Raw genomic sequence first — 24,043 nt, 5'->3', positions numbered from 1 at the left:
GAAGCTACGGGTGTCACTTAGGTGACGCGGTAGAGGAGCGTTCTGTAAGCCTGTGAAGGTGAGTTGAGAAGCTTGCTGGAGGTATCAGAAGTGCGAATGCTGACATGAGTAACGACAATGGGAGTGAAAAACTCCCACGCCGAAAGACCAAGGTTTCCTGCGCAACGTTAATCGACGCAGGGTTAGTCGGTCCCTAAGGCGAGGCTGAAAAGCGTAGTCGATGGAAAACAGGTTAATATTCCTGTACTTCTAGTTATTGCGATGGAGGGACGGAGAAGGCTAGGCCAGCTTGGCGTTGGTTGTCCAAGTTTAAGGTGGTAGGCTGAGATCTTAGGTAAATCCGGGATCTTAAGGCCGAGAGCTGATGACGAGTTGCCTTTAGGCGACGAAGTGGTTGATGCCATGCTTCCAAGAAAAGCTTCTAAGCTTCAGATAACTAGGAACCGTACCCCAAACCGACACAGGTGGTTGGGTAGAGAATACCAAGGCGCTTGAGAGAACTCGGGTGAAGGAACTAGGCAAAATGGCACCGTAACTTCGGGAGAAGGTGCGCCGGTGAGGGTGAAGGACTTGCTCCGTAAGCTCATGCCGGTCGAAGATACCAGGCCGCTGCGACTGTTTATTAAAAACACAGCACTCTGCAAACACGAAAGTGGACGTATAGGGTGTGACGCCTGCCCGGTGCCGGAAGGTTAATTGATGGGGTTAGCTAACGCGAAGCTCTTGATCGAAGCCCCGGTAAACGGCGGCCGTAACTATAACGGTCCTAAGGTAGCGAAATTCCTTGTCGGGTAAGTTCCGACCTGCACGAATGGCGTAACGATGGCGGCGCTGTCTCCACCCGAGACTCAGTGAAATTGAAATCGCTGTGAAGATGCAGTGTATCCGCGGCTAGACGGAAAGACCCCGTGAACCTTTACTATAGCTTTGCACTGGACTTTGAATTTGCTTGTGTAGGATAGGTGGGAGGCTTTGAAGCGTGGACGCCAGTTCGCGTGGAGCCATCCTTGAAATACCACCCTGGCAACTTTGAGGTTCTAACTCAGGTCCGTTATCCGGATCGAGGACAGTGTATGGTGGGTAGTTTGACTGGGGCGGTCTCCTCCTAAAGAGTAACGGAGGAGTACGAAGGTGCGCTCAGACCGGTCGGAAATCGGTCGTAGAGTATAAAGGCAAAAGCGCGCTTGACTGCGAGACAGACACGTCGAGCAGGTACGAAAGTAGGTCTTAGTGATCCGGTGGTTCTGTATGGAAGGGCCATCGCTCAACGGATAAAAGGTACTCCGGGGATAACAGGCTGATACCGCCCAAGAGTTCATATCGACGGCGGTGTTTGGCACCTCGATGTCGGCTCATCACATCCTGGGGCTGAAGCCGGTCCCAAGGGTATGGCTGTTCGCCATTTAAAGTGGTACGCGAGCTGGGTTTAGAACGTCGTGAGACAGTTCGGTCCCTATCTGCCGTGGACGTTTGAGATTTGAGAGGGGCTGCTCCTAGTACGAGAGGACCGGAGTGGACGAACCTCTGGTGTTCCGGTTGTCACGCCAGTGGCATTGCCGGGTAGCTATGTTCGGGAGAGATAACCGCTGAAAGCATCTAAGCGGGAAACTTGCCTCAAGATGAGATCTCACTGGAGCCTTGAGCTCCCTGAAGGGCCGTCGAAGACTACGACGTTGATAGGTTGGGTGTGTAAGCGCTGTGAGGCGTTGAGCTAACCAATACTAATTGCCCGTGAGGCTTGACCATATAACACCCAAGCAATTTGCGTCGAAATGACCAGATTGCGGTGTTGTGAAGACGAAACGAACCGAAAGTTTGCGACTCACAATCGTCACATACCCAATTCGCTGGAGTGTCTGAACAAGACCTTCTGGCAACAGAATTTCTTGACCGACCATAGAGCATTGGAACCACCTGATCCCATCCCGAACTCAGCAGTGAAACGATGCATCGCCGATGGTAGTGTGGGGTTTCCCCATGTGAGAGTAGGTCATCGTCAAGATTAAATTCCGAAACCCCTATCTGCGTATGCAGGTAGGGGTTTTGTCTTTTCCCGGTGGGAGCGGGCTTGCCCCGCGATGCGATGTAGCTGACACACTGTAATCGCGGGGCAAGCCCGCTCCCACAGACACCAGGCAAAAAAAACCACCCCGCAGGGTGGTTTCATTACATCGAATACCAAGTCAGTCGCCGTAGTACTCGCAACCACTGGTGCAAGTCTCATGAATGCGCACCTTGGACAGTTCTGGCAGCAACGGCTTGACCTGGTCCCAGATCCATTTGGCAATCACTTCGCTGGTAGGGTTTTCCAGGCCAGGAATGTCGTTCAGGTAGTTGTGGTCCAGCTGTTCATACAGCGGCTTGAAGATCGCCTTGATCTCGGAAAAGTCGCGAATCCAGCCAGTATGCGGGTCCAGTGGGCCGGTCAGGTGCAGGGCAACCTTGAACGAATGACCGTGCAGACGGCCGCACTTGTGCCCTTCAGGAACGTGCGGCAGACGGTGTGCCGACTCGAAGGTGAACTCTTTGAAAATTTCCACGGTGTCTCAACTCTGAAAGCCAATGCTGGTAAGCAGTTTACCAGCATGACCGTTACAGCGGTTGCAGTTGCGCGTGCAGCCTGCCGGTTTCTATCAGTTCAAGCAGCTCGTCGCCCAGACGCCGGCTTTCGGAGATTGCCTTGTGCCAGTAGCGTTGGCGGCTGCCGGCGTCACCCATGAAGCGCTTGAAGTCGCTACGGTCCGGCAACTTGCCGTAAGGCAGGCTGGCCAGGTACTGAGCGGAAGGCGCCAGGAGCAAAACATTGCGCAAGCGTTGGGCATCGCCACGCCGCCAGGGCAGGGCTTTGTCGAACCAGCCAGGGATCACCTTATCGGTAAAGTGCGGGTAGAGCACGATGTCGTCGCCCTGGTACGGCAGGTCCAGATGGTAGTCGAGCAGACCACCATCGCGGTAAGTGCCCTGACCAACGCCGGGAATATCGCGTACGCCCTCCATTACCATTGGAATTGAACCCGAAGCCAGCAGGGCATGGCGCAGGTTGGCCACATCCAGCGGCAGGCAACGTGAAGGAAAGTCGGTCAGGGGCTGCAGCGGCGGGTTGCTGCGGGCATCGTGGAGGATAATCCGCTCAAAGTGACGGGCCAGTCGGGGGCGGCCGATCAAGTTGTCGGCAATAACCGAAGACAGCCCCATTCCCAAGCGTGCGCGATGATCATGTGCCAGCAGCCCATGGCTTTTCACTACCATGATGTTAAGGCGGTAATCGGGGCTCTCGAGGATCTGCGCGTCGCGCCCTTGTAGCAGTTCATCAAGCATGCGCTGGCAGCTACGGCTGACTTCGGCCTGGGTGACACCTTTGGCGAAGTCCTGCTCGGTATAAAGCTCTCCGAGGCGCTGCAACGCCTGCGCCGGATTGGGCAGGCAGGCACTGGCAAAGCGCCAGGAGCCGATGGATGCACCGATCAACGCCCGCTCACGGGGTGCACTGGGCAACCAGTGGCCGAACAAGGCCAGGTCCAGGCCTTGTATACCAAGGGCCTTGGGGCCGCCTGCGGCGCCCGGAAGCACACCCACATCGGCAGCCTGTAATCCACGTTCGCGGATGCGCTGCAAGGCGCGACTGCCGGCCTTGAGCGTCAGGGCCGGGTACTTGATATGGATTGCGCTCATACGGGCCTCGCTGTCTGGAGCCGGCAATTATAAAGAACAGCGGTCCAGTTGTGGGGCAGGGGTGCGCTATCATGTCGCCAGTTGTTTTCAGCTTCAATTAAGTTCGGTTGGTTAATCTAGGCCCCGTAGACACATTATTGATCTCAACGGAGAGACCCCATGAAAACTTTGACTGCCCTGTTCGTGACCGCTGCTCTTGCCCTGGGCGCCAATGTCGCACTGGCCAAAGACATTCCTATGCATGAAGTCACCAAACTGGTTCAGGACAAAACCATCCTGTCGCTGGATGACTTGAATGCCAAAGCGCTGGACAAGCATCCAGGCGCCACGATCAAAGAGTCCGAGCTGGAAGATGTCTACGGTCGCCTTGTCTACAAGATCGACCTGCGCGATGCCAAGAACGTCGAATGGGACGTGGACCTGGACGCCAAGACCGGTGAAATCCTCAAGGACGTCCAGGACAAATAATGAGCGTTTGCACGCGAACAGCGCAGGCGGCACTCGTTGCGCTGTTGGTACTTTGTTCGCTGGCATCGGCCCGTGACCTTGATCAGGACGAAGCCCTGCAGTTACGCCAGCAGGGCGTAATCCTGCCGCTGGAGCAGTTGCTCAATGACGCCCTGGGACGCTATCCCGGGGCGAAGTTGCTGGAGGCGGAGCTGGAACACAAGCACGGCCGCTACGAGTACGAAGTCGAATTACTGACCCCCGAAGGCGTAGTCCGCGAGATCAAACTCGATGCATCCAATGGAGCGTTGCTCAAAGACGAGGAAGATGACTGATGCGCCTGTTACTGGTCGAAGACAACGTCCCGCTGGCGGATGAACTGACCCAAGGCCTGCAGCGCCAGGGCTATGCGGTCGACTGGCTGGCTGATGGCCGTGACGCGGTCTACCAGGGCAGCAGCGAACCCTATGACCTGATCATCCTCGATCTCGGCTTGCCCGGGTTGTCAGGGCTTGAAGTACTGGCCCAGTGGCGCGCCGGTGGCTTGGCCACGCCGGTGCTGATTCTGACCGCGCGCAGCTCCTGGGCGGAGCGCATCGAGGGGCTGAAGGCTGGTGCCGACGACTACCTGAGCAAGCCCTTCCACCCGGAAGAGCTGATGTTGCGTGTGCAGTCGTTGCTGCGTCGCGCCCGTGGCCTGGCCAATCAGCCAACCCTAGAGGCGGCCGGTCTGCAACTCGATGAAGGGCGCCAGTGCGTGACCCGTGACGGCGTCGATATCCAGCTCACCGCTGCGGAATTTCGCCTGTTGCGCTACTTCATGTTGCACCCGCAGCAGATTCTGTCGAAGAGTCAGCTGGCCGAGCATCTTTATGACGGTGAGACCGAGCGCGATTCCAATGTGCTGGAGGTCCACGTCAATCACCTGCGCCGCAAGCTCGGCCGCAGCGTCATCGAGACGCGCCGCGGGCAAGGTTACCGCTATGCCGGGAGCGCCGAGTGAAGTCGATCCAGGCACGCTTGAGTCTTGGCCTGATTGCGGTACTGGTGCTGGTAGGTCTGGCCCTGGCGCAGTTGAGTCTGTGGTTGTTCGAAGTGGGCTTGCAGCGCTACCTGGAGACAGGTTTGCGCAAGGAAAGCGAAAACCTGCTGATCGCGCTGGTGCGCGGGCAGTCGGGTCTGGAGCTGGATGAGCGGCGGCTTTCCTCGGCCTACCAGCGGCCGTTCTCCGGCTATTACTTTCGCATCGATTTCGACGGTGGCAGCTGGCGTTCCCGCTCGCTTTGGGACCTGGACATGCCTGCGCCAGCCAGTAGCGGCCTGCACACCGATCTGCAGCTCGGCCCGGAGAACCAGCAGTTGCTGGTGCTGCGCAGCGATTACCGGCGCTTTGGCCAGCCCATTTCGATCAGTGTCGCTCAGGATTACACCCCGGTGCGTGATCAGTTTCGCCGCATGCAGCAGATCGGCCTGGGCCTGGGTCTGGTCGCCCTGATTCTGGTACTGGTACTGCAACGCATCACCGTCACCCGCTCATTGCGCCCACTTGAACGTGTGCGCGGGCAGATCGCGCAGTTGCAACAAGGTAAGCGCTCGCAGCTCGACACCCAGGTGCCTAGCGAGCTCGAGCCGCTGGTCGCACAGATCAACCATCTGTTGGCTCACACCGAAGACAGCCTGCGCCGTTCACGCAATGCCCTGGGCAACCTCGGGCACGCGCTGAAGACGCCGTTGGCGGTGCTGCTGAGCCTGGCTTCCAGCGAACAGTTGAAGGATGCGCCGCAGGTCCGCGTACAACTGCGCGAGCAACTGCAACAGATCCAGCAGCGTCTGAGTCGTGAACTCAACCGTGCCCGGCTGGCGGGTGATGCTCTGCCCGGCGCGCAATTCGATTGTGATGCCGAGCTGCCCGGGTTGCTGTCAACGCTGGGCATGATCCATGGCGAAGGCCTGGAGCTCAGCCAGCGTGTGCCGCTCGGCCTGCTGTTGCCCTGGGACCGAGAGGACCTGCTGGAACTGCTCGGCAATCTGTTGGACAACGCCTGCAAATGGGCTGACAGCGAAGTGCAGTTGACGATCGAAGAGCAGGCCGAACGCTATCAACTGCTTATCGACGACGATGGACCGGGTATTCCTGAGTCTGACCGCCAGCAAGTGCTCGAACGCGGTACCCGGCTGGATGAGCAGGTCGATGGGCATGGCCTGGGATTGGGCATCGTGCGCGACATCGTCGAAGTCTGGGGCGGGCAGATGACACTCCAAGACAGCCCCCTTGGCGGGTTACGGGTCAGTATCGCGCTGCCGCGCAGGGGTTAACGCTGTCCACGAAAATTGGCCATTACGATCTCTTTTTGGCCAACCACACACTGTGATCCGTCAAAACCCTCAGCAAGAATCAGAAGGCCAAACTCGGGGGAATAATCCATGGCCACACTGAAACGTATGCTTGTTGTCGGCGTTGGGGCACTGACGCTGTTGGCCGGCGCCGTGCATGCCGAAGTACGAGAGTTGAGGGTGTACAACTGGGCGGACTATATCTTGCCATCCGTGCCCAAGGATTTTGCCGCGCAGTCTGGCATCAAAGTCACCTGGGACACCTTCGACACCAACGAATCCCTGGAAGCCAAATTGCTCACCGGCAACTCGGGCTACGACCTGGTGGTGCCTTCGAACCAGTTTCTCGATACCCAGATCAAGGCCGGTGTCTTTCAGAAACTGGACAAGAGCAAGCTGCCCAACTGGCGCCATCAGGACCCGGTACTGCTCAAGCTCCTTGACCGCAACGACCCGGGTAACCAGTACGGGGTGCCCTATATGTACGGCACGGTGTTGATCGGCTTCAACCCGGCCAAGGTCAAGGCCGCGCTGGGTGAGCAGGCGCCGGTGGACAGCTGGGACCTGGTGTTCAAGCCCGAGAACATGGAGAAACTCAAGTCCTGTGGCGTGGCCATGCTCGACACACCTTCGGAAATTTTGCCGATTGCCTTGCACTACCTTGGCCTGGACCCCAACAGCCAGAACCCTGACGACTACGAAAAAGCCAAGGCCCTGATGTTGAAGATCCGGCCCTATGTCACCTACTTCAACTCCGCGAAGTACATGACCGACATCGCCAACGGTGATATCTGTGTCGCCATCGGCTATTCCGGCAGTTTTTACCAGTTTGGCAACCGCGCCAAAGAGGCGGGCAATGGTGTAGTGGTTGACTGGCGTTTGCCTAAAGAAGGGGCACCGATCTGGTTCGACACCTTTGCGATTCCGAAAAGCGCGAAGAATGTTGCCGAAGCCCATGAGTTTCTCAACAACCTGATGGACCCGAAAGTCATCGCCCCGATCAGTGATTTTCTCGGCTATCCCAACGCCAACAAAGATTCGTTAGCACTCATCAAACCGGAAATTACCGGCAACCCGAACCTGACCCCAACCCAGGAAGCCCTGGCCAAGCTTTATGTGGTGCAACCGCTGCCGCAGAAGCTTGAACGTGTGCGTACCCGGGTGTGGACCAGCATCAAGTCGGATAAGTAATCGTTACGCAGTGGCGGCGCACAGGAACTGCGCCGCCTCTGCAGGCAGACTCAAGCCAGCGTCAGGCTCAGCATCACCGGTAGCGTCAGCGCCGCCAGTAAGGTCTGCAAGGCTATGATGTTGGCCATCAGCGGCGCATTGCCGCCCATTTGCCGGGCCATGACATAGGATGACGAAGCGGTCGGCAGGGCCTGGAACAGAATGGCCACGATTGCCGCCTGGCCGCTGAGTCCGAGTATTCGACAGACTCCGTAGGTTGTCAGTGGCAGCACCACGAACTTGAATAGCGAGGCTGCCAGCAGTGGACGCGGGCCCAGCCCCTGCGCACTGCTACCCAGTGCGGCACCGACGCACAGCAGGCCCAATGGCAAGGCTGCCTGACCGAGCGCTTTCACGGTCGGTTCGATGCCCGCTGGCAGCCCTGTTCCGGTAATGCGTAGGGTAATTCCGATTGCGCAGCCAACGATCAATGGGTTACGGCAAATCGCCTTGATCACAGCAGCCGCCGAACTGCGCGTACCGCTGTAGCGGGCAAAGACCATGACGCACAGCACGTTCACCGTGGGCACGATGGCGGCATTGGCCACGGCAGCCAGGGCGATCCCGCCCGTGCCATAGATCCCGGCGGCCAACGTCGCGCCAATGTAGTTGTTGAAGCGCACACCGCCCTGGAACACCGAGGTGAAACTGGCACCATCGCTGGCGACTACGCCCCTGCACAGCACCAGCAAGGTAGCGCCAATCAGCGTCGACAGCAGCAACACCGCAACCATGTCGAACACCGGCAGGCCAGTAAGGTCGGCTGTCGACAGCCCATGCATGAACAGCGCAGGGAGCAACACGAAGTAGCTCAGGCGCTCGGCCGCTGGCCAGAAACTCTCACCCAGAAACCCCTGGATCCGCAGCCAGCGGCCCAGCGCAATCAGCAGGGCGATGGGGACGATGGTGGCAAGGATCAGGTTCAGCATCAGGCAATTTCCCTATCAGTCAGCGCTCCCTTGTGGGAGTCGACATCAGGCTAGCCTGTGGCAATGAAAGAAAAAAACGCTGAATTCTCAAGCAACCGTTGAGGAAAACTTCATGGTTGGCCCAAGGTGCTTTTCAGCACGGCGGTCAGGTGGCGCCGACGGCTGCTGTTATGTTCGAGCAAGCCGACATGACGTACGCGCTGGGGTTCGCCAAAGGGCAGCAAGGTCACGGCGGGCAGGTGCTGCAAGTCTTCGTCGGCCAGGGGCACGATGGCCACGCCCAGGCCCATCGAGGCCATGTGCGTCAGGGCTTGTTGGCTGTCCAGTTCCATCTGCTCGCTAACCGGCAACTGTTGTTTGCGCAGCTCCTGCTCGATGATGCGTCCGGCCCAGGCACGTTTGTCAAAGCGCAGGAATGGCTGGCTGGCGAGTAACTCCCTCAGGTTTGCCCCGGCAAAACCCGGACCGGCAACGGCCCAGAAGCGGTTCTGGTAAAGCGGGGTGAAGTCCAGGTTGGCCGGGTAGGGTGGTACAGGTTCGGTGGTGATGGCGGCATCCAGTTCACCGTCCTCGACGCGCCGGGCAAGCTCCGCGGACATGCCCGAGAGCACGCTGATATGCAGGTGTGGATGCTCGGCCTTGATCTGCACCAGCGCCGCTGGCAGGCGTCCGGCCAATGCCGTGTGGATGGCACCGATTTTCAGTCGGCCACGCAGGCCTGGGCCACTGACCAGCGCGTCTGCCATCTCATCATAGGCGGCGAGGATGCCCTCGGCGCGCTCGACCGCCAGATGCCCGGCTTCGGTCAGGCTGACCTGGCGCCGGCTACGGTCGAACAGGCTGACCTGCAGCTCTTCCTCCAGGCTGCGAATATGCAGGCTGACCGCCGAGGGGGTCAGGCTCAGGACGTCGGCGGCACGGGCGAAGGTGCCGTGGCGAGCGATGGTGACCAGGGTGCGCAGGGCTTTGAGCGACAAACGCGGGCTCCGATTATGCCGGGGAGGGGAGGCTCATCATGGCGTCGATCAACGTTGATTGAAAGTACCCGGCTTTGGCTGGCCATAGGCCTGGGTAATCCGGTCGATCACCATCGCCAGCGCGACTATCGCCAACCCGGCTTCCATGCCCTTGCCGACATTCAATGTTTGAATCCCCGCCAGCACATCTTCGCCCAGGCCACGCGCGCCGATCATCGAGGCAACCACCACCATCGACAGGGCCATCATCACCGATTGATTGAGCCCGGCCATGATGCTCGGCATGGCCAGTGGCAGCATGACCCGGCGCAGGCGTTGCCAGCGCCCGGCGCCCAGCCCTTGGGCGGCCTGGGTCAGGGACGGATCGATCTGTGACAACCCCAGTTCGGTCAGGCGGATCAGTGGCGGCAGTGCGTAGATCAAGGTGGCGAAAATCGCCGGGACCTTGCCCAGACCAAACAGCATCAGCACCGGAATCAGGTAGACGAAGCTGGGCAGGGTCTGCATGACATCGAGTACCGGCAACAACAACCGGCGTGCCCGTGGCCGGCTGGCCAGCAATACACCGATAGGCACACCGATCAGGATGCACAGCCCGGTACTCACCAGCACCAGAGCACAGGTTTGCAGGAGCTTGTCCCACAGACCGATTACCCCGATCAAAAACAGCAAGCCGCTCAGCACCAGTGCCCTGATCACACTGCGACTGGCATGCCAGGTGAGCAGTGCGACGACCAGCAGTAACAACCACCAGGGTGTTGCACGCAACAGGTTTTCCAGCGCGACCAGCAATTGCAGCAGGCCTTCGGAGACGCTGCGCAATTGATCGCCGTAAGCCAACACCAGCCAGTCGACGAAACGGTTGACGCTGTCGGCGAAGGAGAAGTGCAGGGTTTCTGGAAAGCCTCCACTCACAAGCCGGCCTCGACGCGTTCGGCGACTTCGCTGGGTAGCCAGGCTTTCCAGGTGGCCGGATGATCACGCATGAATTTCAGCGCGGCATCCTTGGGTGATTCGCGTTTTTCGCTCATCTGCGCCAGGGCTTTGTTCAAGGTGTCGATGGGTATGTCGACCTTGGCGAAGAACTCGACCAGTTGCGGATACTCGTTGCGAAAAGGCGCGGAGACACCGATCGACAATTTCGCGGGCAGTGACCGCGAGCCTTGTGGGTTGGGGTTGTTGGCGTCGGTCAGGGTCTTCCAGGCCGCTTCGTTGAATGGCGGCTCTTCCAGGCGAACCAAAGAGAAACGGCCCATCAAAGGGGTAGGTGACCAGTAGTAGAACAGCACCGGTTTACCGCGGCGGATCGCCGAGGTGATTTCGGCATCCAGGGCGGCGCCGGAGCCACTGCGAAAGTTCACGTAGTCATTGTCCAGGCCATAGGCCTTGAGCTTCTGGCTGTTGACGATTTCGGAGGTCCAGCCGCTGGGGCTGTTGAGGAAGCGGCCCTTGTCAGGTGTCTCCGGGTCCTTGAAGATGTCCTTGTACTGCTTCAGATCAGCCACCGCGTGCAACTCAGGAGCCAGGGCCTTGATGCCGCGAGCAGTATCCCCCTTGATCACGTATTCAGGTACATACCAGCCTTCATCGGCGTTCTTCACCGTGTCGCCGATGGCGAACACCTGACCGGCCTGTTCGGCCTTGACCCAGGCCGGGCTGCGACCGGCCCATTCTTCGGCAATCACCTGGATATCGTTGCGCGCCAGGGCCACCTCCATGCTCACGGTGCTGCCGGGGAGGGTATCGGTGGGGTAGCTGTAACCCTTCTCGACGATCAGGCGCAGAATTTCGGTGGTCAGGCTGCCGCTTTCCCAGGTGATGTCGCCGAAGTGGATGGGCTTGTCTGGTTCGCTGGCCGTGGCGCTAGCCAGGCCTAGAGCGAACAACAGGCCGGCCAGCAGCGTCGGGATGCTTTTCATCAGGGCCTCGTCGTTGGCGGTCTACGGGTTCGGGCAAGTGTAGACGACGAGGTGTTGCGTACTGTCCGGGCACAGATGTTCTGGAATTCCTTCTATCTGCACACCTGACCAGTCCAGGGTGAGTATGCGTGTTGGCATGCCCGGCGAAGGGTACGGGTGCAAACACGGAAGGTTGAACCTATGAATCTGGATGTGAGCTTCGTTTATTACCGCAATTTTCGTTTCGATGGAAAATTCCACGTGCGCTGTATCGGCAGTGGCCTGAGCAAAGTAAAAAGCATCCGCTATGAGCTGGAGAGGGCCGGACCTGAAGGACCTGTGCAGATTGATGCAAAATCCGTGTATTCCCAGGCCCACAGTGGTGCCCTGAGCGATCACGGTTGTCCTGCCACTCTGCACACTGAGACGGCGACAGGTACCTACACGATCAGGCCGCGGATCAGGGTGATGGATGATGTGTCGGATCTGCCTGTCGACTCTTCTCACTCGCTGGAGATGACGCCCTTGGTCATTGTCATCGGCGAAGGCGAACTGAGCAGAGGCATTCTCGACACTGTGCCGGTTGATGCCGCCAGAGGCAGGGGCAGGCGGTCTGTGGCGGATGAGCAGGGCAATGAATCTGCCGGCGAGACGCATGTGGTGGTGGACCCGTATGGCGAATCACTGGAACCGTTCCCTTATCCGGAGCCCGGCAAGTCCTACCCGCCGTTGGTGCTGAAGTTCAACGTTGGAGGCTTTGAGCGATTTCTGTCCGAGCTTGAGCCTGACTCAGATTCCACCCTCGTGCGCCTCTGGCCCAGACTGAAGGAGGTCATCGCCCCCCGGCCTTTCCTGGAGCAGCAGGAGCGTGTTGACGAAAAACTCATAGTACTCAGGGATTACTGCTACCTGGAACAGCCCGCGAGTATGCTCAACGACACCTATGTGGCGTTGATCAAAACCCTGGCGGCGCTGGAGTACCTTGAGTCCCTTCACTTCGTGCCCCCTGACCTCGAGCCGGGCAACCTGATTCTTGGCGCTGCGGTTGCGCTGGCGACACTGATCACGGGCGCTGCCGTGGTGGCAGGTAATAAAGCCTATGACGACGCACAACCCACTCCTGACTTCGAACCGCTGCAAACCTACCTGAATGAACCCGGCCCCAGATACCAGGGCATGAATGTCCGCAAGGCATGGGCGAAGCAGGTGACAGGGAAGGGGGCCCGGGTGCACTTTTCAGATGGCGGGCTGTTTCCAAACCATGAAGACCTGCGAGGCAATCCCAACCTCAAGATCATTACCCTGGAACCCAATGGCAACCCCAACCATGGAACCGAATCGGTGGGGATCCTGCTGGCTACGCCCAACGGTATCGGCATGACCGGCATGTGCCATGCCAGCGAACTTTACCTCTACAACAACAAGGCCCAGGATCGGGATAAACTTGCCCGGACGCCGAAGGATCTTCTGCGCCATGTCGAACCTGGGGACATCGTCGCCATCAATCGCCATTCGGCCAATCTGAAGGTGTTGTCGACGTTCTTACCGTCGATACATGAGCGGGACTGGTGGGACATGGCAAAAGCGTTGACCGAGCGAGGTGCGGTGGTGGTTTTCGCGGCGGGCAATGGCAGTACCAAAACGATTGCCGACAAAGGCACCACGGCGGGATATGGCGTCAATCTCTCGCAATGGCCGTATTTCCATGATCATGGAGATGCCAATGCCATCCTGATAGGCGCCTGTCAGTCATGGGATGGTAAACCCCATCAGTACTCGAACTTTGCCTACCCATACCGGATGCTCAATGCCTGGGGGGACAGCGTGGCAACGCTCGGTTTAGAGCCAGATCGACTGCAAGACAAGTCCGGTAACGACCGGGATTACACCTCGAACTATGGCGGGACCTCAAGCGCCACGCCTTTGGTCACCGGTGCGCTCACGCTGATCCAGTCCTATGCCATGGAGCAGCATCATGTCTATTTGAATGCCGATCAGATGCACCTGCTGGTCATGCAGGCAGGCTACCTGGATGCCACGCTGCCCCACTCGTCGGTTCTGCCGATGGGCGCAAGGCCGAATGTCCATGCCGCCTTGGTCCTGCTCGATCAGATCCTGGGCGGTGGCAGATTCCACTCGCCCAAGGATGAACTCTGATGTGCAAGCGTGACCGTCGCTCGCCAGGGGTTACGCCTCAGACCCGGAACTGATCCATCAATCCCTGCTGCTGGTTGGCCAGGCTGTTGAGCGACTGGCTGACCCGCGCCGATTCGTTGGCCTGTCCGCTGAGGGATTCGGTCACGTCGCGGATGGTCGCCACGTTGTTGTTGATTTCCTCAGCCACGGCGCTCTGCTCTTCGGCAGCGCTGGCGATCTGCAGGTTCATGTCGCTGATCACCGTGACCGCATCGCCGATCTGCTGCAAGGCGGTGACCGCCTGGCTGACCTGCTCGACGCTGCCTTGCGCCTGACGATGGCTGCTGTCCATGGCACCCACTACTTCGCGGGTACCGGCCTGCAACTCTTCGATGACCTGCCGGGTTTCTTCCACCGACTCCTGGGTGCGGCGGGCGAGGTTGCGCACCTCATCAGCGACCACAGCAAAGCCGCGGCCTGCTTCACCGGCGCGGGCGGCTTCGATGGCGGCGTTGAGGGCCAGCAGGTTGGTTTGCTCGGCGATGGAACGGATGACTTCCAGCACCGAGCCGATCTTCTCGCTGTTCTCGGCCAGGCCTTCGACCTGAGCCATGGCGGTGCTCATGTCGGCGGCCAGGGTGTCGATGCTGGTGGTGGTGCGGTCGATGACAGACAGGCCCTGGCGAGTGGCCTGATCAGCGTCGCGGGCCGCCTGGGCGGCTTGGGCCGCGCTGCGGGCAACGTCTTGGGCAGTGGCGCTCATTTCATGCGAAGCAGTGGCGACCTGATCGACCTGGCGGTACTGCTGCTCCATGCCGGCGCTGGTCTGGCTGGCAATCGCTGAAGACTGGTCGGCGGTGTCGCGGGCCGCCTGGACCGAGCGCTTGACCTCGGCAATGGTCGGCTGCAGTTTGTCCAGGAAGCGGTTGAACCAGCCGGCCAGTTCGCCCAGCTCGTCGCGTTTGTCGTATTGCAGGCGACGGGTCAGGTCGCCTTCGCCACTGGCGATGTCCTTGAGCATGGCCGCGACACCGAGGATCGGCCGCGTCACGCTGCGGGCCATCAGCCAGATCAGCAGCAGGCCGACGATGGCCGCCAACGCGCCCAGACCCAGCTCGATCAAGGTGCCGCTGGTGTTGCTGCGGTCGAGTTCCTGCTTGAGGGCCTCGGCCGGGCCGGTCAGAGCGCTTTCCGGAACGTCGAGCAGCACGCCCCAGGACTTGCCGCCCGGGATCGGGGCAAAGGAAGCCAGCACCTTCAGGCGCTGCTTGTGATGGATGCTGTGAATGGGCGTGCTGTCGGCCAGCAGGCGGATCACTTCGGCGCCTTTCTCGGCATCGACCTGATCAAAGCGCTGGGCCAGTTTGCCGGCATCCGGGCTGTAGCCGGCCAGCAGGCCCACGGGGCTGAGGATGCTCACCTGGGTCTGGCCCTGGTAGAGGTTACGGCTGGCTTGCTGGCTCATGGCCTGCAGGCTGTTCAGGTTGATGTCGATGGACAGGGTGGCGACTACCTTGTCGGCGACCATCAGCGGGAACACGATGCTGGTCATCAGCACCTGCTGGCCGTTGATCTCATAGAAGTAGGGCTCGATCACGCAGGTCTTGCGGGTGGTGCGTGGGCACACTGACCAGGTGTTGGCCGGCTCGCCGCTGGGGCCGATGCTGGTATCGGCCATGTCTTTTTCCGGCAGGGCCATGGAGGTCAGCTGGCCTGGCGTCGGTTGCGACCAGTACAGGGCAAAGCGGCCTTTTTCGTTGCTGCCCAGTTGCTCCTGGTTGACGAACAGGTCGTCCTTGTTGTCCAGCGCATTGGGTTCGAATACCAGTGACAGGCCAAGCAGGTCGGGGTTGGCCTGCAAGGCGGCGCGTACCTGACGGGTCAGGTCTTCGCGCAGGTCGAAGGCATCGAGAAAGCGCTTCTCGGCCTGTTCACGCAGGAACAGGACCTGACGGGAGAAACCGGCACCGTATTGATAGGCATCCATGAACTGGCGACGAATGTTCAAGGCCTGGACTTCGCCCTGGGATTCGATGCGTCCCTGGGCTGACTCGGTGAGCATCTGCATGCTGCTGGTCTTGACCAGCTCCGAGCTGTGGCCCATGCGGTACAACGAAAGGCCCACCAGCAGGGTAACGATGCTGGCCAGGCACAAACCGGCGAGCAGGGTGATTTTCCACTGAATGGATAGTTGTCTGAACGACATGGCGAAGTCCTTTGATCCAAAAAGATTGAGGCTGCCGACGTTATCGGCGGATACGCCGCTTTCTTTATTCAAACGATCAATTTAAATGCGTCGTTTTCGTGCATTCCTACGACAGCAATCGCCCAGTGAACTTTGACAAGCGCGAGGGCCTGCTTCAGAGTGTGCGCCCTCCATAAAAATACCCGTCGTTCGGCCACTGCTCCCGGGCAGTCTGTCGCCGAATCGGTCGCTTTTTGTCTGGTTTCTAGAGGTCACAGGAATGAATGCAGTAATTGCCGCGGTCGGCATCATGCTGATCTTGAGTCTGTCCCGCGTGCATGTGGTGATCGCCCTGATCGTCGGCGCGCTGGCTGGCGGATTGGTGGGCGGCCTGGGAATCGACGGAACGCTCAAAGCATTCAACGGTGGGCTCGGCGGCGGTGCCACCGTGGCCTTGTCCTATGCCTTGCTGGGTGCCTTTGCGGTGGCGATTGCCAAGTCCGGCATGGCCCATGCTCTGGCTGACCGCGCCCTGGCGATGGTTGGCAAGCAAGGGCATGCCGATGGTGGCAAGGTCAAATGGCTGCTGATCGGCTTGCTGTTGCTGGTGGCGATTTCCTCGCAGAACATCCTGCCGATCCACATTGCGTTCATTCCCTTGCTGGTGCCGCCGCTGCTCTATGTGCTGACCAAGCTGCAGATCGACCGGCGCCTGGTGGCCTGCGTGATGACCTTTGGTTTGATCACGCCTTACATGTTCCTGCCGGTGGGCTTTGGCAACATCTTCCTCAACGAGATTCTGCTGGCCAACGTCAGCCGTAGCGGGGTGGATGTCAGCGCGGTCAACGTCACCCATGCCATGGCCATTCCGGCGGCGGGCATGCTTTTTGGCCTGCTCCTGGCGGTGTTTTTCAGCTACCGCAAAAAGCGTGTCTATGACCTGGAAAAGATCGAGCAGGTCGAGCAGGTGGCGGTGCGCTACAACCCGTTGACCCTGCTGGTTGCCGGGGTTGCCATCGCAGCGGCGTTCATCATTCAGCTGTGGCTGGATTCGATGATCATCGGCGCCATGGTCGGTTTTCTGATTTTCTCGGTGTCGGGCATTGTGCGCTGGAAGGACACCGACGACCTGTTTACCGAAGGCATGAAAATGATGGCCATGATCGGCTTCATCATGATTGCCGCTTCCGGTTTCGCCGAGGTCATGAAGGCCACCGGTGAGGTCAAGAGCCTGGTCGAGACCTCGGCGGTGTGGATCGACCACAGCAAGGGGATTGGCGCACTGCTGATGTTGCTGGTGGGGCTGCTGGTGACCATGGGCATCGGCTCGTCGTTTTCCACGGTGCCGATTCTTGCCGCGATCTTTGTACCGCTGTGTGTGCAGCTGGGTTTTGACCCGGTCGCCACCGTGTGCATCGTCGGCACCGCTGGTGCACTGGGCGATGCCGGCTCACCGGCCTCGGATTCGACCCTGGGCCCGACCTCTGGTTTGAACGTAGACGGCCAGCATCACCATATCTGGGACACCGTGGTGCCGACCTTCATTCACTACAACCTGCCACTGCTGGCGTTCGGCTGGCTGGCGGCAATGACGCTGTAGCGTGTAGCCACGCGGGGTTGAGCGTAAGGCTCAGCCCCGTGCCGGCGGTGGCGAGATTCGGTTGAGGAGCATGCTGCCGTCCTTGTTGCGGGTTAGATAGACCGGCAACACCTTGGGCAGGTTGCTGACCAGACGCTTGATCTGCTTCGTGTCGTAAATGCCACTGATACGAATGCTGCCGGTGTATTCGTCGGCCAGCAGCAGCGGCTGCTCCAGGTAGCGGTTGATCTGCGGCAGGGCCTGGGCCAGGCTCAGGTTGTCGAGGATCAGCTTGCCATTGCGCCAGGCCAGGCTGGTGTCATGGGCGTAGGTCTGGCTCAGGCGCGGTTCGTAGTCGCCGGCCTGGTAGCTAGCCTGCATGCCGGGGCCCAGGCGATAGCCCCCATCGTTGTCGTTGGCATCGCTGCTGACCAGCACCGAACCTTCGACCAGGGTCACTCTGACCTGATCTTCATACTTCCAGACATTGAACTGGGTGCCGGTAACGCGGGTCTGGCCCTGGGCGGCATGCACTACGAAGGGGTGCAGGCTGTCGTGCCGGACCTTGAAGAAGGCTTCGCCTTTGACCAGGGTGACCCGGCGCTGGTCCTTGTAGTTGGTGACGCGTAATTCGGTCCCCAGGTTCAGCTCGACCTGGCTGCCGTCGCTGAGTACGACATGACTGATGGCGTCGCCGCTTTCCAGGTACTGGTAGTGGTTAGGCAGCCAGCCTTGTTCCCAGCCGACCCAGGCGCCGACCGGCAGTGCCACCAGGGCGATGGCAGCGGCCGAGGCATAGTGGCGCCAGGCACGTTGACGACGCCGGGGAAGGTTGATGACATTACCGGGTGTGGCGCTGCGTGGCAGATGATCGGCGGTCTGCCAGATATCCAGCATGGCCTGGTATTCCTGGGCATGCAGCGGGTCGACGGCCAGCCATTGCTCAAACGCCTGGCGTTCGGCTGTTGTGCAGTCCTCAGCTTGCAAACGCAGGCACCAATGCGCGGCGGCATCGGTGATGGCATCGTATTCGTCGGCGCTGTGGCTGGTGTGGTTCATCGAGGCTCCCGGTTTTGCCTATTCTACCCTTGCAGCGTAGGCGGCGAGAACCCGGGATAATGGCGAATGACTATCAGTTGTAAGATTTTTCACCGGGAAAAATCCGGTAAAAGCACTGAATTCGCAGCTATACCCCGTCTGATGACGGGGCAAGCGGCGCTACCGCGGGCGACTGACGGTAGCGTTCTGCTTCAGAAGTGTTCGGCAGCCAGGCTGAACAGGGCTGTGCTGCCTGCCTGGATACTGGCTTGCAGCGACAAGGTGCGTGGCAACAAACGAGCGAAGAAGAACGCCGCGGTTGCACGTTTAGCCGCGTAGAAAGCCGGGTCTTGCGCCAGGTTCGCTGCGGCCACGGCATCCATGCGCGCCCACATATAGGCATAAGCCACGTAGCCAAACAGCTGCAGGTATTCGACCGAAGCGGCGCCGACGGCGTTGGCGTCCTCGCGGGCTTGCTCGCTCAACCACTGGCTGAGGCTTTGCAGGTCACTGGTGGCCTTGAGCAGTGGCTCGCGGTAGGGCGTGTCCTGCTCACAGAATTGGCGAATCTGCCCGGTGAATTCGGCCAGTGCCCGGCCACCGTCCGCCACCACCTTGCGACCCAGCAGGTCGAGGGCCTGAATACCGTTGGTGCCTTCGTAGATCTGTGCGATGCGCACATCGCGCACCAGCTGTTCCTGACCCCACTCGCGGATGTAGCCGTGACCGCCGAACACCTGCTGGCCGAGCACACAGCTTTCCAGGCCGTTGTCGGTGAAGAATGCCTTGGCCACCGGCGTCAGCAGGGCCACCTGGCGCTGGGCGAGGTCGCGCTCTTCGGTAGCTTCGGCGTACTTGGCGATGTCCAGTTGCTGGCCGACATAGGTGGCGAAGGCCCGGCCACCTTCGGTCAGGGCGCGCATGGTCAGCAGCATGCGGCGAACATCCGGGTGGACAATGATCGGGTCGGCCACCTTGTCGCGCGCTTGCGCTCCGCTGGCGGCCCGGCTTTGCAGGCGGTCCTGGGCGTAGCGCGCGGCGTTCTGGTAGGAGGCTTCGGCGCAGCCGATGCCCTGGATGCCGATGGACAGGCGCTCGTAGTTCATCATCGTGAACATGGCTGCCAGCCCACGGTTCGCCTCGCCGATCAGGTAGCCGGTGGCACCGTCGAAGTTCATCACGCAGGTGGCCGAGGCCTTGATGCCCATCTTGTGCTCGAGTGAGCCGCAGTGCGCCGGGTTACGCGGGCCCAGACTGCCGTCGGCATTGACCAGGAACTTGGGCACCAGAAACAGCGAGATACCCTTGGGCCCGGCCGGGGCATCGGGCAATTTGGCCAGGACCAGGTGGATGATGTTTTCGGTCAGGTCCTGCTCGCCGCCGGTAATGAAGATCTTGGTGCCGCTGATGCGGTAACTGCCATCGGCGGTGGGTTCCGCCCTGGTGCGGATGATCCCCAGGTCCGTGCCGGCATGCGGTTCGGTCAGGCACATGGTGCCGGCCCACTGGCCGCTGTACAACGGCGGCAGGTAAGTGGCCCTGAGGTCATCACTGGCGTGGGCGTCGAGGGCCAGGCAGCAACCTGCGCTCAGCGCCGAGTAGAGGCTGAAGCTGCAGTTGGCGGCGTAGAGCATTTCTTCGAACTGCACTGCGAGCATTTTCGGCATGCCCAGGCCACCGTGCTCGGGGTTGCCGGCAAGACCGACCCAGCCGCCTTCACGGTAGGTCTGCCAGGCCTGGGCAAAACCGTCAGGGGTGCGTACCTGGCCAGCGTCAAAGGTTACGCCCTGTTCATCGCCACTGCGGTTGAGCGGGGCGATCAGCTGGCCGGTGATTTTCGCCGCTTCTTCGAGAATGGCATCGGCGGTATCGGCGTCCACTCGTTCGCCCAGCGCCGGCAGGCGTGCCCACAGGGCCGGGCCCTGGAACACTTCATGAAGGACAAAGCGCATGTCGCGCAGTGGAGCATTGAATTCAGGCATGCGGGTTCTCGCTGTCAAAGGGGGATCAGAGCGCCTTGGCCCAGTCGCGTAAAAGGTACTTCTGGATCTTGCCGGTGGAGGTTTTCGGCAGCTCACTGAAGACCACGGTCTTGGGCAGCTTGAACCCCGCCAGGTGCTCACGGCAGAAGCTGATGATGTCGGTGTCGCGGGTCTGCTCGAAGCCAACCTTGAGGGTGATGTAGGCGCAGGGTGTTTCGCCCCACTTCTCGTCCGGGCGGGCAACCACGGCGGCCTCGAGTACGGCCGGGTGTTTGTAGAGGGTGTCTTCGACTTCAATGGTGGAGATGTTCTCGCCGCCGGAGATGATGATGTCCTTGAGCCGGTCCTTGATCTCCACATAGCCGTCGGCATGCCAGACCGCCAGGTCGCCGGTGTGGAACCAGCCACCGCGGAAGGCTTCGGCGGTAGCTTCGGGGTTTTTCAGATAGCCCTTCATTACCGTGTTGCCGCGCATGAAGATCTCCCCCAGGGTGTTGCCATCGCGTTGCACCGGCTCCAGGGTTTGCGGGTCGGCAACCATCAGGCCTTCAAGGGTGGGGTAGCGCACACCCTGGCGCGACTTGATCCGCGCCCGTTCAGCCAGCGGTTGCTCGTCCCATTCGGCATGCCAGGCGCACACGGTCACCGGGCCGTAGACCTCGGTCAGGCCGTAGACGTGGGTGACCTTGATGCCCATTTCTTCCACCGCGCCGATGACCTTGGCCGGTGGCGCGGCACCGGCGACCATGGCGTTGACCGGGTGATCGATGGCCGCCTTGGCCGACTCGGGCATGTTGATCAGGGCATTGAGCACGATCGGCGCGCCGCACAGGTGGCTGACCTGATGTTCACGGATCAGGGTGAGGATCCGCTGTGGGTCGACGCGGCGCAGGAATACGTGGGTGCCTGCGAGCGCCGTGACGGTCCAGGGGTAGCACCAGCCGTTGCAGTGGAACATCGGCAGGGTCCACAGGTACACCGGATGATTGCCCATGGCCCAGGTCATCTGGTTGCCCAGGGCGTTGAGGTAGGCGCCGCGATGGTGATAGACCACGCCTTTGGGGTTGCCGGTGGTGCCGGAGGTGTAGTTCAGCGAAATGGCCTGCCACTCATCCTCGGGCCATTGCCAGGCGAACTCAGGGTCGCCTTCGGCGAGAAAGGCCTCGTAGTCCAGGTCGCTGACCGCCTGACCCTCGCCGTACTCCGGATCATCGACATCGACCACCAGCGGCGGGTATTCCATCAGCGCCAGCGCTGCGCTGATGACCTTGTGGAATTCGCGGTCGGTGATCAGCACCTTGGCTTCACCGTGTTCGAGCATGAACGCAATGGCTTCGGCGTCCAGGCGCACGTTGAGGGCATTGAGCACTGCGCCAATCATCGGCACACCGAAGTGCGCTTCGAGCATTGCCGGAATGTTCGGCAGCATCACGGCTACCGTGTCGCCTTGTCCGATACCGCGTCCGGCCAGGGCACTGGCCAGGCGTCGGGAGCGTTCGTAGGTCTGTTGCCAGTTGCGCCGGATGGCACCATGAATCACCGCCGGGTACTGGCCATAGACCGCCGCCGTGCGTTCGATGAAACTCAAGGGGCTCAGGGCCTGGTGATTGACAGGGGCGGGCGCCAGGCCCTGGGAGAAGATCGACATGAATAGTTCCTGTGCAGGGGGCGCCCGTATGGCGTACTGCAACCCCCGGTGGCTGATTGTTAGCTCTGATCAGGTGTCGTGAAGGGCAGGCCCTTCAGGTGTCACAATTTTTACGTGAAACCCTATGGTACTTGGAAGATAGACTATAGCAATATAGTAGAAGTACTATAGGTGTCTTCAAGGCCACCAATTGAGCGCCGCCATGACGCATTTGCTCGCCAGCGACCCACAGCCCAGCCTTATCCTGGATGCATCCGCCGCCGTGCTGGCAGTCAATCCGGCCTTGCAGGCGATGCTCGGGCCCTGGCCGGCGCGCACGGTCGACTATTGGTTGCCGAGTAACGTACAGGCGTTGGTCAACGCTTGCCTGAGCCAGGCGCGCGCCATCAGTGATGTCGAAGCGTCGGTGGCTGACAAGATCCTTTTGTGGACCTTCATACCCGCCAGCGCTGACCAGGTGCTGGTGCGTTGCCGTGACGCCACGGCCGAGCGCCTGGCTGAGCGGGAGGCCAGCCAGGCCCGGCGCCTGTATCGACTGATCACTGAAAACACCACCGACCTGATTTCCCGGCACAGCCCCGACGGCTGCTTTCTGGATGCCTCGCCAGCGTCCTATCGATTGCTTGGCTATTGGCCCGAGGAATTACGCGGGGTCGCGGTGCAATCACTGTTTCACCCTCAGGACCGTCAGCAGTCGTTGCTGCAGGCCGCCCAGGCACTGGAGCAGGACGGTTACCAGACCATGACCTGCCGGGTGCGCCATCGTGATGGCCGCGACTTGTGGTTCGAGATTGCCAGCCGGGCGATACGCGAGACCTATACCGGTGCGGTGGTGGAGATTGTCAGCGTCTCGCGCGACATCAGCGTACGTATCGAGGCGCAGGAAAACCGCCGGCGCCTGGCCGAAGTGGTGGAGGCCAACACAGACCTGGTGCTGTTCACCGACCGTGACGGCCAGCTCAGCTACCTCAATCGTTCGGCACGACGGGCGCTGGGACTGCAGGACGTGGAGGCGTTGCCGGGGTTACAGGCATTGCTCGATCCGGCGTTGCAGCAACGTCTGGAGCGCGAAGGCTGGCAGTGCGCCGAACAGACGGGTGTCTGGCACGCCGAGACGCGACTGATTCCCTGGCAGGGTGCGGCGGCGTTTCCGGTGTCGTTGGTGTTGCTGGCCCATCGCGGCACCGGTGGTGAGCGTTACTACTCGTTGGTGGCCCGCGACATGACCGAGCGCGAATTGCGCGAAAGCCAGCAACGCCGCCATCAGGACGAGCTGGCCCACAGTGCGCGGTTGATCACCCTTGGCGAACTGGCCTCCGGCATCGCTCATGAAATCAATCAGCCGCTGGCTGCTGTGGTTAATTACGCCAGCGCCAGTCAGCGTTACCTGCAAGTCCTGGATCGTGATCCGCAGGCCGCCCTGCGGGTCGCCCAGGGTTTGCAGCGGATCAGTGAACAGGCGACTCACGCCGCCGAAGTCATCAAACGCTTGCGTGCGTTTTTACGCAAAGAGCCGCGGCGTCTGCAGGCGTTGGCCATTGCCGATGTCGCGATTGAAGCGGTACGCCTGTGTGATTGGGAGGCGGCGCGCGACCAGGTGAGCATCGAGCTGCAGATCGGCGATCCGCTTCCTGCGGTTTACGCCGACCGGGTCTTGCTCGAACAGGTATTGCTCAACCTGTTGCGCAATGCAATCGACGCCAACCGCGAGCAGCATCAGGGCCAACCCTCGCGTATCGTGCTCAGCGCAGCGCTGGTCGAAGGGCAATTACGCATACAGGTCAGCGATCAGGGGCCAGGTGTGCCGGCCGAGCGTCTGGACGGTATTTTCACCCCCTTCAACACCAGCAAGCCGGAAGGCCTGGGCCTTGGCCTGAGCATGAGCCGCAGTATCATCGAAGGCTTTGGCGGTACCTTGCAGGCGATGCCGGGTGTGGCGGGTGGCTTGATTTTGTGTTGCCGGCTGGCGCCAGTGGCAAGTGTCTGAA

The 24,043-nt window shown here is 60.5% G+C and carries 18 protein-coding genes and 2 rRNA genes (1 of these 20 cut by a window edge); 10 read left to right on the top strand and 10 right to left on the bottom strand.

Going from position 1 to position 24,043, the window contains the following annotated elements:
* A 23S ribosomal RNA gene (locus tag PSAKL28_RS17630) occupies positions 1-1,746 on the top strand; it begins 1,144 nt to the left of the window's first position.
* A gap of 139 nt (positions 1,747-1,885) precedes the next feature.
* Positions 1,886-2,002, top strand: a 5S ribosomal RNA gene (gene rrf, locus PSAKL28_RS17625).
* A gap of 181 nt (positions 2,003-2,183) precedes the next feature.
* Here rrf and queD read toward each other — a convergent pair.
* On the bottom strand, positions 2,184-2,540 hold the full coding sequence (queD, locus tag PSAKL28_RS17620) for a 6-carboxytetrahydropterin synthase QueD (protein ID WP_010226613.1): 357 nt from the start codon (positions 2,538-2,540) through the stop codon (positions 2,184-2,186).
* A 52-nt stretch (positions 2,541-2,592) separates the two neighbouring features.
* Entirely contained in the window at positions 2,593-3,672 is a 1,080-nt protein-coding gene (locus tag PSAKL28_RS17615; RefSeq protein WP_038612944.1) for a patatin-like phospholipase family protein, read from the bottom strand.
* 159 nt (positions 3,673-3,831) lie between these two features.
* Here PSAKL28_RS17615 and PSAKL28_RS17610 point away from each other — a divergent pair, with 159 nt between their 5' ends.
* The 5 genes from PSAKL28_RS17610 to PSAKL28_RS17590 all read left to right on the top strand — a co-directional run bounded on the left by PSAKL28_RS17610 (position 3,832) and on the right by PSAKL28_RS17590 (position 7,644).
* A complete protein-coding gene (locus PSAKL28_RS17610) occupies positions 3,832-4,140 on the top strand; it encodes a PepSY domain-containing protein (RefSeq protein WP_038612942.1) in 309 nt (102 codons plus the stop codon).
* The gene (locus PSAKL28_RS17605; protein WP_038612940.1) at positions 4,140-4,454 is read left to right on the top strand and encodes a PepSY domain-containing protein; all 315 of its coding nucleotides are present in this window, start codon (positions 4,140-4,142) and stop codon (positions 4,452-4,454) included. Before PSAKL28_RS17610 ends, PSAKL28_RS17605 begins: the two co-directional genes overlap by 1 nt.
* Entirely contained in the window at positions 4,454-5,122 is a 669-nt protein-coding gene (locus tag PSAKL28_RS17600) for a response regulator transcription factor (protein ID WP_038612938.1), read from the top strand. Before PSAKL28_RS17605 ends, PSAKL28_RS17600 begins: the two co-directional genes overlap by 1 nt.
* On the top strand, positions 5,119-6,435 hold the full coding sequence (locus tag PSAKL28_RS17595; protein ID WP_038612936.1) for a sensor histidine kinase: 1,317 nt from the start codon (positions 5,119-5,121) through the stop codon (positions 6,433-6,435). Before PSAKL28_RS17600 ends, PSAKL28_RS17595 begins: the two co-directional genes overlap by 4 nt.
* 108 nt (positions 6,436-6,543) lie before the next feature.
* Positions 6,544-7,644 carry a polyamine ABC transporter substrate-binding protein gene (locus PSAKL28_RS17590; protein WP_038612934.1) on the top strand — a complete coding sequence of 367 codons (1,101 nt, stop codon included), beginning with the start codon at positions 6,544-6,546 and terminating at the stop codon, positions 7,642-7,644.
* Between the two features lie 50 nt (positions 7,645-7,694).
* Here the strand turns inward: PSAKL28_RS17590 and PSAKL28_RS17585 are convergent, their stop codons facing one another.
* From PSAKL28_RS17585 to PSAKL28_RS17570, 4 genes are all read right to left on the bottom strand, one after another.
* Positions 7,695-8,612, bottom strand: coding sequence for an AEC family transporter (locus PSAKL28_RS17585; protein ID WP_038612932.1), 918 nt, complete (start codon positions 8,610-8,612; stop codon positions 7,695-7,697).
* Between the two features lie 110 nt (positions 8,613-8,722).
* On the bottom strand, positions 8,723-9,589 hold the full coding sequence (locus tag PSAKL28_RS17580; protein WP_038612930.1) for a LysR family transcriptional regulator: 867 nt from the start codon (positions 9,587-9,589) through the stop codon (positions 8,723-8,725).
* Between the two features lie 48 nt (positions 9,590-9,637).
* Positions 9,638-10,504, bottom strand: a complete 867-nt coding sequence (locus PSAKL28_RS17575; protein WP_038612928.1) for an ABC transporter permease — start codon at positions 10,502-10,504, stop codon at positions 9,638-9,640.
* Positions 10,501-11,508, bottom strand: a complete 1,008-nt coding sequence (locus PSAKL28_RS17570; RefSeq protein WP_038612926.1) for an ABC transporter substrate-binding protein — start codon at positions 11,506-11,508, stop codon at positions 10,501-10,503. The genes PSAKL28_RS17575 and PSAKL28_RS17570 overlap by 4 nt, the downstream gene beginning before the upstream one ends.
* Before the next feature lie 180 nt (positions 11,509-11,688).
* On the opposite strand from PSAKL28_RS17570, the gene PSAKL28_RS17565 reads away from it, so the two are divergent.
* Positions 11,689-13,644 (top strand): S8 family serine peptidase, encoded by a 1,956-nt coding sequence (locus PSAKL28_RS17565; protein ID WP_038612924.1) that lies wholly within the window; start codon positions 11,689-11,691, stop codon positions 13,642-13,644.
* A gap of 37 nt (positions 13,645-13,681) precedes the next feature.
* Here PSAKL28_RS17565 and PSAKL28_RS28735 read toward each other — a convergent pair whose 3' ends face one another.
* The gene (locus PSAKL28_RS28735; RefSeq protein ID WP_038612923.1) at positions 13,682-15,829 is read right to left on the bottom strand and encodes a methyl-accepting chemotaxis protein; all 2,148 of its coding nucleotides are present in this window, start codon (positions 15,827-15,829) and stop codon (positions 13,682-13,684) included.
* Between the two features lie 259 nt (positions 15,830-16,088).
* Between PSAKL28_RS28735 and PSAKL28_RS17555 the strand changes: the two genes are divergently transcribed.
* Positions 16,089-17,408, top strand: a complete 1,320-nt coding sequence (locus PSAKL28_RS17555; protein ID WP_038612921.1) for a Na+/H+ antiporter family protein — start codon at positions 16,089-16,091, stop codon at positions 17,406-17,408.
* A gap of 30 nt (positions 17,409-17,438) precedes the next feature.
* Here the strand turns inward: PSAKL28_RS17555 and PSAKL28_RS17550 are convergent, their stop codons facing one another.
* The 3 genes from PSAKL28_RS17550 to PSAKL28_RS17540 all read right to left on the bottom strand — a co-directional run bounded on the left by PSAKL28_RS17550 (position 17,439) and on the right by PSAKL28_RS17540 (position 22,055).
* Positions 17,439-18,446, bottom strand: a complete 1,008-nt coding sequence (locus PSAKL28_RS17550; RefSeq protein WP_038612919.1) for a FecR family protein — start codon at positions 18,444-18,446, stop codon at positions 17,439-17,441.
* A gap of 191 nt (positions 18,447-18,637) precedes the next feature.
* A complete protein-coding gene (locus PSAKL28_RS17545; protein WP_038612917.1) occupies positions 18,638-20,407 on the bottom strand; it encodes an acyl-CoA dehydrogenase C-terminal domain-containing protein in 1,770 nt (589 codons plus the stop codon).
* A gap of 25 nt (positions 20,408-20,432) precedes the next feature.
* Positions 20,433-22,055 carry an acyl-CoA synthetase gene (locus PSAKL28_RS17540; protein ID WP_038612915.1) on the bottom strand — a complete coding sequence of 541 codons (1,623 nt, stop codon included), beginning with the start codon at positions 22,053-22,055 and terminating at the stop codon, positions 20,433-20,435.
* 202 nt (positions 22,056-22,257) lie between these two features.
* Between PSAKL28_RS17540 and PSAKL28_RS17535 the strand changes: the two genes are divergently transcribed.
* Positions 22,258-24,042 carry a PAS domain-containing sensor histidine kinase gene (locus tag PSAKL28_RS17535; protein ID WP_084589128.1) on the top strand — a complete coding sequence of 595 codons (1,785 nt, stop codon included), beginning with the start codon at positions 22,258-22,260 and terminating at the stop codon, positions 24,040-24,042.
* Position 24,043: the final 1 nt, after the last annotated feature.

It is taken from the genome of Pseudomonas alkylphenolica (genome assembly GCF_000746525.1).
GTDB lineage: Bacteria > Pseudomonadota > Gammaproteobacteria > Pseudomonadales > Pseudomonadaceae > Aquipseudomonas > Aquipseudomonas alkylphenolica.
The sequence above is the reverse complement of the archived record's forward strand: the minus strand, read 5'-3'. Positions and strand labels throughout refer to the sequence as shown.